Origin of the sequence: Chitinilyticum aquatile DSM 21506, from assembly GCF_000430805.1 — a bacterium.
GTDB lineage: Bacteria > Pseudomonadota > Gammaproteobacteria > Burkholderiales > Chitinibacteraceae > Chitinilyticum > Chitinilyticum aquatile.
The window spans coordinates 164297-179374 of record NZ_AUMS01000008.1 but is presented as its reverse complement, the minus strand read 5'-3'; the positions used below and the strand labels follow the sequence as shown (position 1 = coordinate 179374).

At 62.8% G+C, this 15078-nt stretch carries 16 protein-coding genes; 8 read left to right on the top strand and 8 right to left on the bottom strand.

All coding sequences use genetic code 11. From position 1 onward, the window contains the following. Positions 1-13: 13 nt before the first annotated feature. Entirely contained in the window at positions 14-1675 is a 1662-nt protein-coding gene (locus tag H559_RS21575) for a DUF6138 family protein (protein ID WP_051279072.1), read from the top strand. Continuing rightward, positions 1672-2256, top strand: a complete 585-nt coding sequence (locus H559_RS21570; protein ID WP_051279070.1) for a hypothetical protein — start codon at positions 1672-1674, stop codon at positions 2254-2256. The genes H559_RS21575 and H559_RS21570 overlap by 4 nt, the downstream gene beginning before the upstream one ends. On the opposite strand, the gene H559_RS0107520 is transcribed toward H559_RS21570, so the two are convergent. The 7 genes from H559_RS0107520 to H559_RS0107490 form a co-directional block, all read right to left on the bottom strand. Continuing rightward, complete coding sequence (locus H559_RS0107520) at positions 2247-2870, bottom strand: LysE family translocator (RefSeq protein WP_028452200.1); 624 nt, start codon at positions 2868-2870, stop codon at positions 2247-2249. The two genes, H559_RS21570 and H559_RS0107520, sit on opposite strands and share 10 nt — an antisense overlap. Positions 2871-2914: 44 nt before the next feature. Beyond that, positions 2915-3760 carry a helix-turn-helix transcriptional regulator gene (locus tag H559_RS19385; RefSeq protein WP_034640158.1) on the bottom strand — a complete coding sequence of 282 codons (846 nt, stop codon included), beginning with the start codon at positions 3758-3760 and terminating at the stop codon, positions 2915-2917. 38 nt (positions 3761-3798) lie between these two features. Continuing rightward, positions 3799-4773 (bottom strand): lipoyl synthase, encoded by a 975-nt coding sequence (gene lipA, locus H559_RS0107510; protein WP_028452199.1) that lies wholly within the window; start codon positions 4771-4773, stop codon positions 3799-3801. Positions 4774-4802: 29 nt separating this feature from the next. Further along, positions 4803-5444: a lipoyl(octanoyl) transferase LipB gene (gene lipB / locus H559_RS0107505; RefSeq protein ID WP_028452198.1), complete on the bottom strand. Its 642-nt coding sequence runs from the start codon at positions 5442-5444 to the stop codon at positions 4803-4805. 108 nt (positions 5445-5552) lie between these two features. After that, entirely contained in the window at positions 5553-5852 is a 300-nt protein-coding gene (locus tag H559_RS0107500) for a YbeD family protein (RefSeq protein WP_051279068.1), read from the bottom strand. Next, entirely contained in the window at positions 5849-6730 is an 882-nt protein-coding gene (locus H559_RS0107495; protein WP_028452196.1) for a D-amino acid aminotransferase, read from the bottom strand. The genes H559_RS0107500 and H559_RS0107495 overlap by 4 nt, the downstream gene beginning before the upstream one ends. Positions 6731-6929: 199 nt before the next feature. Next, positions 6930-8066, bottom strand: a complete 1137-nt coding sequence (locus tag H559_RS0107490) for a D-alanyl-D-alanine carboxypeptidase family protein (protein WP_028452195.1) — start codon at positions 8064-8066, stop codon at positions 6930-6932. A 204-nt stretch (positions 8067-8270) separates the two neighbouring features. Here H559_RS0107490 and H559_RS0107485 point away from each other — a divergent pair, with 204 nt between their 5' ends. After that, a complete protein-coding gene (locus tag H559_RS0107485) occupies positions 8271-9089 on the top strand; it encodes a carcinine hydrolase/isopenicillin-N N-acyltransferase family protein (protein ID WP_081412923.1) in 819 nt (272 codons plus the stop codon). A 492-nt stretch (positions 9090-9581) separates the two neighbouring features. Here the strand turns inward: H559_RS0107485 and H559_RS0107475 are convergent, their stop codons facing one another. Continuing rightward, positions 9582-10427 (bottom strand): PhzF family phenazine biosynthesis protein, encoded by an 846-nt coding sequence (locus H559_RS0107475; RefSeq protein ID WP_028452193.1) that lies wholly within the window; start codon positions 10425-10427, stop codon positions 9582-9584. A gap of 209 nt (positions 10428-10636) precedes the next feature. Here H559_RS0107475 and pcnB point away from each other — a divergent pair, with 209 nt between their 5' ends. The 5 genes from pcnB (at position 10637) to panC (ending at position 14981) form a co-directional block, all read left to right on the top strand. Beyond that, positions 10637-11980 carry a polynucleotide adenylyltransferase PcnB gene (gene pcnB / locus H559_RS0107470; protein WP_028452192.1) on the top strand — a complete coding sequence of 448 codons (1344 nt, stop codon included), beginning with the start codon at positions 10637-10639 and terminating at the stop codon, positions 11978-11980. Between the two features lie 122 nt (positions 11981-12102). After that, the gene (gene folK, locus H559_RS0107465; protein WP_028452191.1) at positions 12103-12603 is read left to right on the top strand and encodes a 2-amino-4-hydroxy-6-hydroxymethyldihydropteridine diphosphokinase; all 501 of its coding nucleotides are present in this window, start codon (positions 12103-12105) and stop codon (positions 12601-12603) included. A 98-nt stretch (positions 12604-12701) separates the two neighbouring features. Then, entirely contained in the window at positions 12702-13490 is a 789-nt protein-coding gene (gene panB / locus H559_RS0107460) for a 3-methyl-2-oxobutanoate hydroxymethyltransferase (protein WP_028452190.1), read from the top strand. Positions 13491-13500: 10 nt separating this feature from the next. After that, positions 13501-14112 carry a transglutaminase-like domain-containing protein gene (locus tag H559_RS19380; protein WP_034640155.1) on the top strand — a complete coding sequence of 204 codons (612 nt, stop codon included), beginning with the start codon at positions 13501-13503 and terminating at the stop codon, positions 14110-14112. Between the two features lie 29 nt (positions 14113-14141). Then, a complete protein-coding gene (gene panC / locus H559_RS0107450) occupies positions 14142-14981 on the top strand; it encodes a pantoate--beta-alanine ligase (protein WP_028452189.1) in 840 nt (279 codons plus the stop codon). Positions 14982-15078: the final 97 nt, after the last annotated feature.

Sequence of the window (15078 nt, the reverse complement as noted above, 5' to 3'; positions counted from 1 at the left end):
GATTAATACATTAATGCGTATATCGGGTGAGACCTCATCCGCCACGCTGCCGGATCTGCAGCGTACCGCCGATGCCATCGAAAGCAGCCTGCTCAATTATCTAGACCGGCAGTGGAGCACGCCATGGACGCCGGGCCGGTTGCAGGTGGGCAGGGAGGGCATGCTGAAGTTGCGCTATCGCGCGGCGGCCGGAGGGATGGGGGCACGCTGTGAAGTCGAATTCAAGCGTTTTGACAACCCGCATCCGCCGCAGCCGGCTGATGCCCTGCTGCAGCGTCTGGCGGATGGCCCCAATCTGCGCAGCGGTACACCGGAGGGCGAAGCGGCGTGGCTGCGCGAGCTTTTTGCCGAGTTGATGCGCCGGATTGGCCGTTTGCATGCCGATCGTAGTGCGATTAACCATTTTGATTTCTCGCTCTACGTCTGGCTGGATATCCAGCTGGGTGGCCAGTTACAGTTTAGCGGCCGACGCATGCTGATCGACGAGGCTGCCCGATTGGCGCTGCTGGCAAAACAGCAGGCCTTCGCTGGCACCGATCTGGCGGACGATCCCGAGCCCTTGCGCACGCTGAGCTGCTTTGCCGGCAATCTGTTCGACGATCTGCTGGCGCCCATCGATTACGCCGCTTTGCATTCACGCCTGTATTTTGTGGATCTGCTGGTGGGGGATGATCCAGTCTGGGAGGAACGCTGGCAGAGCAGCTTCAATTCCGCCGCCAAAACCTGGTTGCGGCGCTGGCTGGGGCACTGGTTTGCGGTGACGGGCATGGGGCGCGAGCTGCGCAATTATCAGCGCCGGGAGGACAGCGTGACGGTGCCGGGGCAGGAGGCCGCGTGCGCGATGCTGCTGTTCGAGCGCCTGCTCAAGAAAGCGGATGCCTACGACCGCGAGCAGCTGCAGCTCTATTTGCAACTGCTCGCCCAGCTCGGCATCGCGGCGGCCGCGCAGTTGCTGCAGCAGGGCTCTGGCGGTTTGCCGCCGCACCTGCAGCGGCTGGAGGCTGGCTGGGGTACCGTCTGCGCCAATGACATCCGCGCAGAGATTGCCATCGAGCTGTATGACGACAACCCCGAGGGCTTCGCTGGCGCGTTGCAGCAACTGCTTGCAATCATTGAGGGCGGCTTCCCGCGCAATTATCAACTGGTCTACACCAGTCGTGCCCGCAGCTTGCTGCCGGTTGCCGGGCTGGCCGAGAGCGGCACGCACCATTTCTTTGCCGATGCGCTGCGCTTTGCCGAGCTGCACCCCTTGCTTGACCGCTACGCCCGCACGGCCATGTTCGAATATGCCTGGTACACCGATGGCGAGCCCGGCGGGCAGGAATTGATGCCGTCGAGCTACGCGGTATTCGGGCTGGCGCTGGCATCGCCGGCTGCCGCCAGACTGCTGGCCCGCTATTGCGCGCTGGTTGATGGCGGCCATCAGCCGGCGACGACACCGTTCCTGCTGGCGCTGGTGCGCCGCTACGGACTGGCCGAGGCGACGCTGCCGATGCTGGTGGATGTGGCGCTGACAGCCTGCTACATCAGCGATCTGCCGGAGCAGCTAGCGCAGTATCTGCAGCCGGGCGATCGTGAGCGGCTTGAAGCCGAGCTTGCGCGCCGTGAACTGGAAGACTACGAGCTGGAGCAGGTGCGTTACGCCTTTTTCGGGCGTGCCGGAGTTGCCGCATGAGCGCGAAACCGTTTCCGGTGGAACGCTGGCAGCCCTTGCGTGCACTCGGCGAGTTATTCTGCGGGCCCTGCGGGCGGGCATCGCTGACGATTGAGCTGGCTCCCTACGAGCTCGACGGCGAAGAGGTCGATAGTCCGTTGCGGCTGGACCAGATCGACTTGCCGGTTGACGAGTTGTTCGAATTGGCCGGGCGGACATTCGAGTTCCCGCTCAATCCGGAGGAGGGGTTTATCGACGGCTCGGTTTACCTGCGCACCCGGCATCATACGGTGGATGTGTTGCAACTGGCCTTTGGTGCCGAGGAGGCCGGTGAATTGCCACTCAAGGTGACTGGCTGCATTGCTCCCGAGCCCTGTTCCCTTGACTACGCCGAGACGGATTTCGTGCTGGAAACCCGGCTGATCCTGCCTTGGCGGGAGACTGATCTGCCGGCCGTCGCCAAGGCCGCCATTGCGGCTTGTGGTGCCAGCAAGCCGGCTGATGCCGGGCGGGTGATGGCCAGTCTGAAAGATGACCCGCGTGGCCGCGAGTGGCGGGCAGCGTTGCATCGGCTGATCCGTGAGCAACTGGCTCATGGATAAAGCGCGTGCCAGCACATCGTGCCAACGACGCCCCATAACAGCAATGCACTGCTCAGGTGAAGCCAGCCCAGTCGCTGGCTGAAGCGCTGGGGCAGACCGCCGCTGGTGAGCAGCCTGACGATCAGGCAATCCCAGCCGAACACCAGTGCAAACATCCACAGTCCGGTGGCGCCGCGTGCCAGTAGCGAGGTGCCTGCAGGTACCAGCAGGGTAAAGAGCGCGAGGTAGAAGAGGGCATTTTTCGGATTGAGCAGGCCGCTCAGCAAACCGGTGCGAAAGCTCGGGCTCGTCTGCTCCGGTGCGTTTCCGGCCTCGCCCAGCGTCAGGCAGGCATGTCTTGCCCGCCAGAATTGCCAGCCCAGCCAGGCCAGATAGGTGCAGCCCCCCCAGTACAGCAAGGCATACAGGATGCCATCCTCACGGATCAGCGCGATGCCCGCGACAGCCAGGATGATGAAGACCAGATTTGCCATGGCGATGCCGGCGGCCAGGCGTATTCCGGCGGTCCGTCCCTTGCTGAGCGATTGTTGTACCAGCAGGAAAAAATCGGGTCCGGGGCTCAGGAGTGCCAGGAAATGCGCACTGGCAATGGCCAGAAAGTGTTGCCAGCTCATGTTGGCTTCCTCGGATGTGAAAGCCGCAGTATCGCGAGGTGTAGTCAGAGGGTATTGCAGGAAATTGCGCAGCTCTGCAGTCGCTGGTACTCACCCGGGGTCACCGAAACCCGCTGCTTGAAGGCGTGGACGAAATGGCTCTGGTCGGCAAAGCCCAGCTCACTGGCAAGTTGTGCCAGCGAGCTGCAGTCCGGCAGGCGCTGTCGTGCGGCATTGATGCGGCAATCGAGCAGGTAGGCGTGGGGTGTCAGCCCTGTCCAGCTCTTGAAGGTGCGCACCAGATGATAGCGGCTGACCCCGGCAAGGCCGGCCAGTTCGGCTAGCGGCCAGGGCTCGGCTGGATGGGCCCGCAGCTGTTGCTGTAGCCGTGAAACCCAGTCTGGCTGCTGCTGCGTGGCGGGCAGCAGTCCCCGGATGACCAGTCCGGCGAAGTCGATCAGCTGTGCTTCTTTCAGCTCTGTGGGGGCCGGGCTGAACAGCAGGGCATTGAGTTCGCAGAAGGCACGATAGAGCAGCGGATCATTTTGCCAGAGCGATCTGGCTGGCACGAGCTGTTGCGGACCTGCCGGCTGATCTGCTTCGGCAAAAAGCTGGATTAACCAGGCTTCGTCCAGGTACAGCATCTGGTAGCTCCATGCACAGCCTGGAGCGGGATTGCAGGAGTGCACCCAGTGCGCGGGGATGACGACCACATCACCGGCTGCCAGGGGTTGCGCGGGCTGCCCGGGTAGCTGCAGGCGGCTGCTGCCGGCATCCACTGTGCCGATGGAAAGCGCTGGATGCGAATGCGGCCGGTAGCATGCGCGGCTCTGTTGGGCCCGGCGGCTTTCGGCAAAGGGCAGGGCGGGGTCGCGCCAGAAGTGCTGGGGTGGTGCCGGTCTGCGGGGCATGGCCAAAAAGAAAGGGGCGTTGCCGCCCCTTGTACCCCTTATTCGGCCGTAACGCCGGCGCCGTGCGCCTGCTGGTCGGCGAAATACGACGAGCGCACCATCGCGCCCACGGCCGCGTGCAGGAATCCCATTTCATAGGCCTGGGTTTCCCATTCCTTGAATTTGTCCGGGTGCACGTAGCGCAGCACTGGCAGGTGGCCGTTGGACGGCTGCAGGTACTGGCCGATGGTGAGCATGTCGATATCATGCTCGCGCATATCGCGCATGACCTGAAGCACTTCCTCGTCGGTTTCGCCCAGGCCCACCATGATGCCGGACTTGGTCTTCACGTGCGGGTACATGGCCTTGAAGTCTTTCAAGAGCTTCAGCGAATGAAGGTAATCGGAACCCGGGCGGGCCTGCAGGTACAGGCGCGGCGCGGTTTCCAGATTGTGGTTCATCACGTCGGGCAGTGCATTGCCGAACAGCTCCAGTGCGATTTCCAGACGGCCACGGAAGTCCGGCACCAGCACTTCGATCTGGGTTTTCGGTGACAGCTCGCGGATTTTCGAGATGCACTCGACAAAGTGCTGGGCGCCGCCGTCACGCAGGTCGTCGCGATCAACGGAGGTAACCACGACGTAATTGAGCTTGAGCGCAGCGACCGTTTCGCCCAGATTCTGCGGCTCCTGCGGGTCGAGCGGATTGGGGCGGCCGTGACCGACGTCGCAGAAGGGGCAGCGGCGCGTGCAGATGTCGCCCATGATCATGAAGGTTGCCGTGCCCTTGCCGAAGCATTCGCCGATGTTCGGGCAGGTGGCTTCCTCGCACACGGTGTGCAGCTTCTGGGAGCGCAAAATGTCCTTGATCTCGTAGAAGCGGCTGCCGGAAGTCGGCGCCTGCACGCGGATCCAGTCCGGCTTTTTCAGCTTTTCTTCCAGCGGCACGATCTTGATCGGGATACGCGCGGTCTTGGCTTCGCCCTTGTGCTTGACGCCGGCGGCATTCGAGGGGGTTTTGCTGTCGTTGCTCATGATGGGAATCCGGTAGAACGAAGGCCGGGTCAGCCTTGCCTGCTGATTTGTTGAGTAATTTTGTCGGCCATTTTAGCGGCTAACGACGCCGGTGTCTCTTGGATTCCGAAATCCGCCATCTGGGTGACGGCCAGTCCCTGGTAGCCGCAGGGGTTGATGTAGTGGAACGGCGTGAGGTCGAGGTCGACATTGAGCGCCAGCCCGTGATAGCAGCGGCCATTGCGGATGCGCAGGCCCAGCGAGGCGATCTTGGCTTCTTCCGTCAGTCCTTCATCGCGGGCCATCTGCACGTACACGCCGGGCGCATCGACCTTGCCATAGGCGGTGATGCCGTAGTCGGCCAGCAGGGCGATCACCGCATTTTCCAGCATGCGCACGTATTCGCGCACGCCCAGGCCCAGGCGCTTGAGGTCGAGCAAGGTATAGACCACCAGCTGGCCCGGGCCGTGATAGGTCACCTGCCCGCCGCGGTCGATCTGCACCACTGGAATGTCGCTGGGTATCAGGATGTGCTCAGGCCGGCCCGCCTGGCCCTGCGTGAATACCGGCGGATGTTCCAGGGTCCAGATTTCATCGGGGGTATCTGCTTGCCGGCTCATGGTGAATTCGGTCATGGCGGCAAGGGTGGCAGGGTATTCGACGAGGCCGAGGTGTTTGATTAATGGATTCATCAAAAGGAACCACAGAGGCACAGAGGCACAGAGGCACAGAGAACGGCAGAAACGCGATCATGGGGTTTCTCTGTGTCTCTGTGCCTCTGTGGTTGATTGGTTTGAAATTTACAGCACCAGCTTCACCAGCGGATGCGCGCGCAGCGCGGCGTCCAGCGTACGGAACTGGTCGGCTGTCTCGACGGTGACCGACAGCGTGGCAGAAAAATAGTTGCCCGAGCTGGATTCGCGGATCGAAATCAGCTCGGCATGGAAACCGGGCACGTGTACCACGGTGAGCTCCAGCAGCGCGGCGTGGAATTCTTCCTTCGCCACGCCCTTGTGGCTGACGGCCTTGGCCGGAATCAGCGCCGGAAATTCGAGCAGATCTTCGAGCCGCGCAGAAGCGGGCGGAGTAGTCTGGGTCATGCAAAATCCTTTCCGGCACGCATTACGCCGGTTTTGAAGTCCTGATAATACTGGAACATGCGCGCAAAGAGCGGGCCGGGTCGACCAGTGCCTATGGCCTGCCCGTCCAGTTCGACGATGGCGAGCACTTCCTTGGAGGAAGACGTCAGCCACACTTCGTCGGCGGCGCGCAGCTCGGTTTCGCTGACAGCCTCCAGTTGCACGGCAATGCCGTTGGCCTGCGCCAGCTCGATCACCACATCGTACGTGATGCCGGTCAGCATCTGGGTCGACGGCGGCGGCGCGCGCAGGATACCGTCTTTCACGATGAATATGTTGCTGGCAGCGCCTTCCGACAAGCCCCCGTCACGAATTAAAATCGCTTCCGCCACGCCGGCTTCGACGGCGGCCTGCTTGGCGAGCACATTGGCCAGCAGCGAAATCGCCTTGATATTGCAGCGCTGCCAGCGCAGGTCGGGAATGGTGATGGCGGAAACGCCATTTTCAACCTGCTCGCGCGCGGGTGCCGGCAACTCGTCGGCAAACAGGAATACGCTGGGCGTTGCTTGCGCCGGGAAAGCGTGGTTGCGCGGCCAGGCCGGGCCGCGCGTGACCTGCAGATAGATCTGCTGGTCTTCGAACACTTCTTCGTCAACCAGTTCGGCAATGATCTTGTGCCACTCCTTGCGGGAGTGCGGGTTGGCAAGCCCGATGGCGGCAAGGTTGGCATCGAGGCGGTCAAGGTGTTCGTCGAGCCGGAAAGCGCGGCGGTTGTAGACCGGAATCATTTCATACACGCCGTCGCCGAACAGGAAGCCGCGATCCATCGGCGAAATCGTCAGCGTGTCCAGCGGCGCATAGCGGCCGTTCAGATAGGCGTTGAAAGCAGGCAGCGTCATGGCAATCCTCCCGAAAGACATGTTTCCAGTGTAGTCCTCCCGCACGCCGCCTGTCGCCGGCACGGCCGCATGCGACAACACCGGCGCGGAGCCGGTGTCGGGGCGATGCAGGATATCCAAGCCTGGCCTGGTGCTTACTGTATCGGGTATGGATCTGCGGCTGTTCGTATGAAATGGCTGTAGCCGTATACCTTTTGCTTTAGCTGAACAGCGATTTGAACCACAGCTTGATCGCATCCCAGGCGCGGCCGAAGAAGCCGGCTTCCGGGACATCGTTCAGCGCCACGGCTTTCAGCTCGGTCAGTGGCTTGCCATCCAGCGAAACCGTCACGGTACCGACCTGCTGGCCGGCTTTCAGCGGGGCGATCAGCGGCTCCTGCGTGACCAGTTCCAGCTTGATCTTGCTGGCGTCACCCTTGGGTACGGTGATGTAGCGGTCTTCAAGGAAGCCGACCGCCACTTCGTTTTCCGCCCCCTTCCAGACCTGCGCCTTGCTGATGGCCTGCTTGGCAGAATACAGCTTGGGGGTGTCGAAGAATTGCGTGCCCCAGTTGAGCAGCTTGCCCGACTCGGTGGCGCGGATTTCCGGGCCGGCGGTGCCAACCACGACAGAAACCAGGCGGCGGCCATCGCGGTGCGTCGAGGCGACCAGATTGTAGCCGGCGGCTTCCGTGTGCCCGGTCTTCATGCCGTCGACATTCGGATCGCGGTACAGCAGCAGATTGCGGTTGGGCTGGCTGATGTTGTTGTACTTGAATTCCTTGATCGCGTAGATCGGGTAGAACTCGGGGAAGTCCTTGATGATGGCCTGCGCGATGATTTCCAGATCACGCACGGTCATGTAGTGGTTCGCGCCCGGCAGGCCGGTGCTGTTTTCGAAGTTCGAGCCGGTCATGCCCAGACGCTTGGCTTCCTTGTTCATGACCTGCGCGAAGACTTCCTCGCTGCCGGCAATGGCTTCGGCCAGCGTCACGCAGGCGTCGTTGCCGCTCTGCACGATCATGCCCTTGATCAGGTCATCGACCGTGGCCGGCACCTTGGGGTCGAGGAACATCCGCGAGCCTTCGGTTTTCCAGCCCTTTTCCGACACGGTGAGTTGCGTATCAAGCTTGAGCTTGCCTTCCTTGATCGCCTTGAAGGTCACGTAGGCGGTCATCAGCTTGGTCAGCGAGGCCGGTTCGATGCGGGTGTTTTCATCCTTGGCGGTCAGGGTCTGGCCGCTCTGCACATCGATCAGCAGCCAGGCGCGGCCGGCAATATCGGGTGGCGGCGGAGTGAAGGCCTGGGCAAGGCCGGCAAACAGGAGGGAAACGGAAACAAGCAGGCGACGCGACATCATGGGATAACAACTCGGGGTGAGGGGCTGCAAGGAGGGTTGCGAAAGGGCGACTACGAAAGGGGCGATTATACGTGGCTGGATAGACACTGCCCATGAATAAGCGTTCACCCGCAGCGGTACAATTTCGTCATGACAGTGCATTGACGGCGGCGTATTTTGGCCGGCAGGACGGTCAAGCCGTTTCAGGGGGGGGGGGCTGCAATGAACAGATCCGCGTTGCTGATGTTGCCGGCGCTGCTGTTGGCAGTACCGGCGCAGGCCTGCACGCTCTGGGCCAGTGTCACGCCCGGTGGCGTGCTGCTCGCCAAGAACCGCGACTGGGCTCCCGATCATGTGCAGTCATTGCGCCTGCTGCGCCCTACCGGCGGGCTGGCTTATCTCGGCCTCTTTGCCGACAGCGGCCGCATGCCGGGCATCAAGGCCGGCGTGAACGAGGCGGGGCTGACGGTGGTGACGGCGGCAGCCAGTGGCCTGCCTCGTGCGCTGCGTGATGATCAGCCGGGCCGGCAGGGGCGGATCGCGCAGATTCTGCGGCAGTCCCACACGGTGGAGAACGTTGTTGATGCCGCTCCCGCGTTGTTCGGATCGGCGCGGGCCGGTTTCTACCTGGTTGCCGATGCGCGCGAAATCCTGCTGGTGGAAGTCGGCACGGAAGGACGCTACCGCCTGACGCGGCAGCAGCAGGGCAGCCTCGCGCACGCCAATCACTATTTCGATGCCGCACTGACCGGCGGGCAGGATAAACCCGGGGCGAGCAGTGTGCAGCGGCTGCAGCGCATCCGGCAATTGCTGGCGGAAACGGCCGCGTCGCCCACGCTCGACGACTTCGGGCGTTTTGCGCGTGACAGCGTGCACGGCCCGGAGAACAGCCTTTTCCGGCAGGGCAGGGAAGTCACGCTGGCCCGCTGGCAGATCGCCCTGCCGGCGGGTGGGGCGCCCGAGTTGCGCGTCTGGCTGGATAATCCGGGGCATGCCGGAGTACAGCAGACCCTGCGGCTGGATGCCGCATTCTGGCAGTAGCCGGCTGGGGTCTTGCCGCAGAAGAGCGGTGCAGGAGCTTCGCTGACGGTTTTATTACCGGGAGATAACGAATATTCACGCTGAATATTGCCGTTTGATTGCACTAGTACATGGTTTCGCAAAATGCCAGGCGGGATGCCCGGAAAATGCGGATGGAATGGCGCAAACATGATCCATGTCAATGTTGCGCTGCAGCATGAGGCGGATGGTGGAGAGGTTATTTACTCCCTGTGGAGACCATCATGAGCTTGCAAGAAGCTGACCATCTGACCCTGACCCAGCACATCGTTCCGCCGACCCCGATCTGGATCCAGCTCTGGCTGGATTATCTGGAAACTGCTGTTGCGTAACAGGGCTTGCGCCTGAACCGGTCATTCCCGGCCTTGAGCCGGGCCGGCGCCGGTAGCGCAAAACGACATGCCGGCTCCGCCTCGTGCGCTGCCGGCATCTGTTTGTGATGGCTGCGCCAGACTGGCTGCAGCCCTTGCCGTTTCAGCGGCCGGGCAGCAGCAACTCACCGCTGCCGATGTCGATGACCCGCCCGCTGACCTTGATACATCCATCTGTATCGATCTGCAGCCCAAGAATCGCTTCGCGCCCGGTTAGATACCCCTGAGTAATCTTCTGTGAGAGCGGCAGGCTCGCGCCCTGGCGCAGCAGGTAGGCACCCAGATTGGCGCAGGCCGATCCGGTGCCGTAATCCTCGCTGACCTGCCCGTGCTGCGTCCAGAAATAGCGGGCCGGCCAGACCGCGCCTTCCGCTGCCCACACGTAGGCGCCAGCGATGCCGTCGGCATTGCCTGCGAAGCGCTCGAAACCGGCGTAATCGGGTTTGCAACGGCTGACGGCGTCGCTGCTGGCCAGCGGCACCATCAGCTGCTCAGTACCGCAATTCACGAAGGTGGGCTCGCCGGCGAAATCTGCTGCACGAATGCCGAGCACCTCCGCCAGCTCAGTCCTGCCGGGGCCGACGCGATAGGCTGGGGCGTTGGCGGTCAGCGTGGCGTCGTGTTCGCCCACAGCAACCGGAATGATGCCGGCCGGCAATTCGAGCGTGACCTGGCCGCCGCAGCGCTGCAGGCGGTTCACCAGCCAGGCCGTTCCCAGTGTCGGGTGACCGGCAAACGGCAACTCGTAGCCGGGTGTGAAAATGCGCACGCGTACAGTGGCCTTGTCCGACGGGGTGACAAAGGTGGTTTCCGACAGGCTGAGCTGCCGGGCAATCGCCTGCATCGTGGCGGTGTCCAGCCCGCGTGCGTCGGGGAATACGGCGAGCGGGTTGCCGCCGAAATGGCTTTCGGCAAAGACATTGAGCAGGTGGTAGCGGCAGGCAGGCATGGACGGATTCCCGGTGAGTAGCATGCCGGAAGCATGCGGCATATGCTGCCCTGCAGCAAGCGACAGTGGCGTTGTGGCTGTGGCAATACAGTGCCGCGCTGGTGGCGGGCGGAGGGCCGCTTGCTGACTGTCAAGACAATCGTCGTATTCGGGCATTCTGGCGGTATAATCCCCGCCTTTATTGCGTGTTTTACCAACAAGAGTCATCCATGATTCGTAAACTCATCGGCAAGGTGTTGCGCCGTCCCGGCAAGCAGGTGCTGCATGCCAAGCATTACGGCATCCGCCGCGACCAGCTGCATTCTGCCGCACTGAAGGTCTGTGACCGCCTGCAGGATGCCGGCTTCGAGGCCTATGTGGTCGGCGGCGCCGTGCGTGACCTGATGCTGGGCAAGTCGCCCAAGGATTTCGATGTGGCTACCAATGCCACGCCTGAGCAGGTGCGCCATGTCTTCCACCGCTCGCGCATCATCGGCAAGCGTTTCCGCATCGTGCACGTGCCGTTCTTCGAGCGCGGTGGCGAGGAAATCATCGAGGTGACGACCTTCCGCGGCGCGAGCGACGCGCCGACCGACGAATCCGGGCGCATCCTGCGCGACAATGTTTACGGCACGATCGAGGAAGACGCCTCGCGGCGCGACTTCACGGTGAATGCGCTGTATTACGATCCGAACCGCGAAGTCATCATCGACTTCCACCACGGCGTGAGTGATCTGGAAAGCCGCAAGCTGGCGATGATCGGCGACCCGGTGAAGCGTTATCACGAAGATCCGGTGCGCATGCTGCGTGCCGTGCGCCTGGCGACCAAGCTGGACCTGGCCATCGCTCCGGCGACGAAAGCGCCGATCGCCGTGCATGCGCGCCTGCTGGAAAACATCCCGTCGGCACGGCTGTTCGATGAAATGATGAAGCTGCTGCTCTCGGGCCGTGCCTGGGATTGCCTGACCGCGCTGCGCGAAAACGGCCTGCACAAGCCGCTGTTCCCGCTGCTCGACAAGCTGGTGTCGCAGGCGTCGACCGCCGCTTTCCTGAAGAAGGCGCTCGACAATACCGATGCGCGCATCCGTGATGACAAGCCGGTGTCGGCCGGCTTCATGTTTGCCACGCTGCTGTGGCACGAAGTCGAGGCGCTGTGGCAGAAGAAGAAAGCCGCCGGCGAGCATTCCGTGCCGGCGCTCGTCGATGCGATGAACGAGGTCGATGCCAAGGTGTCGCGCCGGCTGGCGATACCGAACCGCTATGGCGCCGCGATGAAGGAAATCTGGCTCCTGCAGCCGCGTTTCGAGCAGCGCGTCGGCCAGCGTCCTTTCCGCCTGATGGAGCAGCAGCGCTTCCGCGCTGCCTACGATTTTCTGGAGCTGCGTGCCGAGTGCGGCCTTGCGGACAAGGAACTCGCGGAATGGTGGAATAAATTCCAGTTTGCCGATGATGTGATGCGTTCCAGCCTGATTGCCAGCGTGCCGCGCGAGAAGCAGGAAGCCCCGGCAGCCGGAGCCAAGCGCAGCAAGCCGCGTCGCCGCCGCAAGCCCGCAGCAGGCCAGTCGGGCGAGTGAACCGCTTGCGCTGACTGTATTGGTCGGGTATGTGACTGCAGCCTTTGTTGTGTATTGGCTTTAGTCATATACCCTGTATTGTTGCTTGCCGTGGCAGCGTGCTACCCCGGCCGGATCACTCAATGAATTCATCCGTTTGTGCCTATATCGCGCTGGGTGCCAATCTGGGCGACCCCGTGGCACAGTTGCAGGCCGCCCTGGCGGCGATTGCTGCGCACCCCGCGTTGACTCTGCAGGCTACGTCCTCCTTCTATGCCAGCGCGCCGGTCGGCTACGCCGACCAGCCGGATTTCGTGAATGCGGTGGCGGCGGTCAGCACGACACTCGCGCCGCAGCAGCTGCTCGACGCGCTGCTCGACATCGAGCAGCAGCTCGGGCGGGTGCGTACTTTCCGCAACGCCCCGCGCACGCTGGATCTGGACGTACTGCTGCACGGCGACGCGGTGCTGGCGTCCACTACGCTGACCCTGCCGCATCCGCGCATGCACGAGCGAGCCTTCGTGCTGTTGCCCCTGCTGGAGCTGGCACCGGAACTGCATATTCCCGGCCTCGGCCCGGCGGCGGCATTTTTACCGCATGTTGCTGACCAGAACTTGACGCGGCTGGCTGTGCCGGCGGCCTGAGCTTGGGTACACTGGCGTTTCCGGCGCTGTATGCGGTGCCGTGAATGCCTTGCGGTGCATCACAAGTGTGCCCAGTCACTTTGCTACGGAAACCCACGATGAAAGTTACGCTGACCACGCTGGCCAAAATGAAGCAGGACGGCCAGAAAATCGCCATGCTCACCTGTTACGACGCAAGTTTTGCCGCGCTGCTTGATAGCAGCGGCGTCGATATCCTGCTGGTGGGCGATTCGCTCGGTAATGTCATCCAGGGGCAGGCATCCACCCTGCCTGTCACGCAGCGCGACATGGTCTACCACACTGCCTGCGTGGCGCGTGGCAACAAGAATGCACTGGTGCTGGCCGACATGAGCTTCGGCACCTCGCAGGTCAGCCCGCAGGCCACCTTCGCCAATGCGGCCGAGCTGATGGCAGCCGGCGCCGAGATGGTCAAGATCGAAGGCGGCAGCGTGATGCTGGAAACGGTCGAGTTCCTCGCGCGTCGCGGCATTCCGGTGTGTGCGCACATCGGCCTGCAGCCGCAGTCGGTGCATGCCTACGGTGGCTACAAGGTGCAGGGCAAGGACGATGGTGGCGCCGCGCTGATTGCCGACGCCCAGGCGCTGGAGGCTGCTGGCGCCGGCATGATCCTGATGGAAATGGTGCCGGCCAGTGTCGGCCGCGCGGTTACCGAGGCGGTGGCTGTGCCGACCATCGGCATCGGGGCCGGTGTCGGTGTCGATGGCCAGGTGCTGGTGCTGCATGACATGCTCGGCATCTATCCGGGCAAGAAGGCGCGCTTCGTGAAGAACTTCATGATGGGCGCATCCAGCATCCAGGGTGCCATCGAGAATTACGTGCAGGCGGTGAAGAGCATGAGCTTCCCGGCTGACGAACACAGCTTCTGATGCATCTTTGATGGATAGCCCCGACCCGGTTGCCTGTCTGGGCGCCTGCGCGACGATTGACCACCGGCATCCGGCGGTGCGGGCGCTTGCGGCACGGCTGCTGCATACGGATGCGCTGGCCACGGCTCGCACCGCCTTTCTCTGGGTGCGCGACAACGTGCGCCACAGCCTCGATTTCCAGTGCACGGAAATGCCCTGGCGGGCGTCCGATGTGCTGGCCGCAGGTTCAGGGTTGTGTTTTGCCAAGGCACACCTGCTGGTGGCCTTGCTGCGTGCCAATGGCCTGCCTGCCGCGCTGGGTTATCAGCGCCTCTTGCGCAGTGATCCGCCGCCCGGCTCGCCCACGCATGGCCTGCACGGTTTTGCCGCGGTCTGGCTGGATGGGCATGGCTGGTATCGCTGTGACCCGCGTGGCAATACCAAGCCAGGTATCCGGTGCGAATTCGAATTTCCAGAAGAGTCTCTGGCCTATACCCCGAGCGGTGATGGCGAGCTGACCTTCCCCGGGCTCTGGGTCGAGCCCCTGCCCGCCGTGCTTGCCGCGATCCGCGCCAGCCATGACTGGCAAAGCTATCGCGCCCGCCCCGCCGATTACTGGCCGTCCGGAGACGGCCTCTCCTGAACAATCAATTTGTCGTGTCGAGAACAGCCATGCAAATCATCCATACCATTTCCGAATTGCGCGCCTGGCGCAAACAGCAGGCCCGCGTGGCCTTCGTACCGACCATGGGCAATCTGCACGCCGGCCATATGGCACTGGTGGAAGAAGCCAAAAAGCACGCCGATGCCGTGGTGGTCAGCATTTTCGTCAACCGCCTGCAGTTTGGCCAAGGCGAGGATTTCGACTGTTATCCGCGCACCCTGCAGCAGGATGCCGCGCTGGTGGCTGAACGCTGCAGCAACGCCGTGATTTTTGCGCCGGACGAAAAAGAGCTCTACCCGCATGTGATCCAGCAGTACAAGGTCGAACCGCCGGCCATCCAGGACGAGCTGTGCGGCGCCTTCCGCCCCGGGCATTTCCGAGGTGTGGCCACTGTCGTGACCAAACTCTTCAACATCGTGCAGCCGGACGTGGCCTGCTTCGGCAAAAAGGACTACCAGCAGCTCTTCGTGATCCGCAGCATGGTGGAAGAGCTGAACATGCCGATCACCATTGTTCCGGTGGATACCGGGCGGGCGCCGGATGGGCTGGCGCTGTCTAGCCGCAATGGCTATCTCTCGGCAGACGAGCGCGCGGAAGCGCCCCGCATTCATTTCCATCTGGAGCGCATGCACAAGGCGATTCTGGCTGGCGAGCGCGATTTCGCCGCACTGGCGGAAGAAGCAAGCAGCGATCTGCTGACGCGCGGCTGGGCGGAGGTGGATTACATCGAAGTGCGCAATGCGAAAACACTGAAGCCCGCCACGCACACCGATCATGAACTCGTCATTCTGGTCGCGGCACGTCTGGGCAAGACGCGGCTGATCGACAATCTGGATTTCAGCGTCTGAGCCAGCCGCGGGTCCGGTCAGCCTGCGGTGTGCCGATGAGGGGGGCTGCAGGCATGCGCGCCATGCACGAATGATGCTTTTTCGGGTATTGCCATAC

Excerpts from the sequence above, each read along its gene's own strand:
- H559_RS0107500 (WP_051279068.1), bottom strand. The coding sequence starts at position 5,852 with ATGACCCAGACTACTCCGCCCGCTTCTGCGCGGCTCGAAGATCTGCTC.
- lipA (WP_028452199.1), bottom strand. The coding sequence starts at position 4,773 with ATGAGCAACGACAGCAAAACCCCCTCGAATGCCGCCGGCGTCAAGCAC.
- H559_RS21575 (WP_051279072.1), top strand. The coding sequence starts at position 14 with ATGCGTATATCGGGTGAGACCTCATCCGCCACGCTGCCGGATCTGCAG.
- H559_RS19380 (WP_034640155.1), top strand. The coding sequence starts at position 13,501 with ATGGATAGCCCCGACCCGGTTGCCTGTCTGGGCGCCTGCGCGACGATT.
- H559_RS0107495 (WP_028452196.1), bottom strand. The coding sequence starts at position 6,730 with ATGACGCTGCCTGCTTTCAACGCCTATCTGAACGGCCGCTATGCGCCG.
- pcnB (WP_028452192.1), top strand. The coding sequence starts at position 10,637 with ATGATTCGTAAACTCATCGGCAAGGTGTTGCGCCGTCCCGGCAAGCAG.
- H559_RS0107520 (WP_028452200.1), bottom strand. The coding sequence starts at position 2,870 with ATGAGCTGGCAACACTTTCTGGCCATTGCCAGTGCGCATTTCCTGGCA.
- H559_RS0107490 (WP_028452195.1), bottom strand. The coding sequence starts at position 8,066 with ATGTCGCGTCGCCTGCTTGTTTCCGTTTCCCTCCTGTTTGCCGGCCTT.
- lipB (WP_028452198.1), bottom strand. The coding sequence starts at position 5,444 with ATGAATCCATTAATCAAACACCTCGGCCTCGTCGAATACCCTGCCACC.
- H559_RS19385 (WP_034640158.1), bottom strand. The coding sequence starts at position 3,760 with ATGCCCCGCAGACCGGCACCACCCCAGCACTTCTGGCGCGACCCCGCC.
- H559_RS0107485 (WP_081412923.1), top strand. The coding sequence starts at position 8,271 with ATGAACAGATCCGCGTTGCTGATGTTGCCGGCGCTGCTGTTGGCAGTA.
- H559_RS21570 (WP_051279070.1), top strand. The coding sequence starts at position 1,672 with ATGAGCGCGAAACCGTTTCCGGTGGAACGCTGGCAGCCCTTGCGTGCA.
- panC (WP_028452189.1), top strand. The coding sequence starts at position 14,142 with ATGCAAATCATCCATACCATTTCCGAATTGCGCGCCTGGCGCAAACAG.
- folK (WP_028452191.1), top strand. The coding sequence starts at position 12,103 with ATGAATTCATCCGTTTGTGCCTATATCGCGCTGGGTGCCAATCTGGGC.
- H559_RS0107475 (WP_028452193.1), bottom strand. The coding sequence starts at position 10,427 with ATGCCTGCCTGCCGCTACCACCTGCTCAATGTCTTTGCCGAAAGCCAT.
- panB (WP_028452190.1), top strand. The coding sequence starts at position 12,702 with ATGAAAGTTACGCTGACCACGCTGGCCAAAATGAAGCAGGACGGCCAG.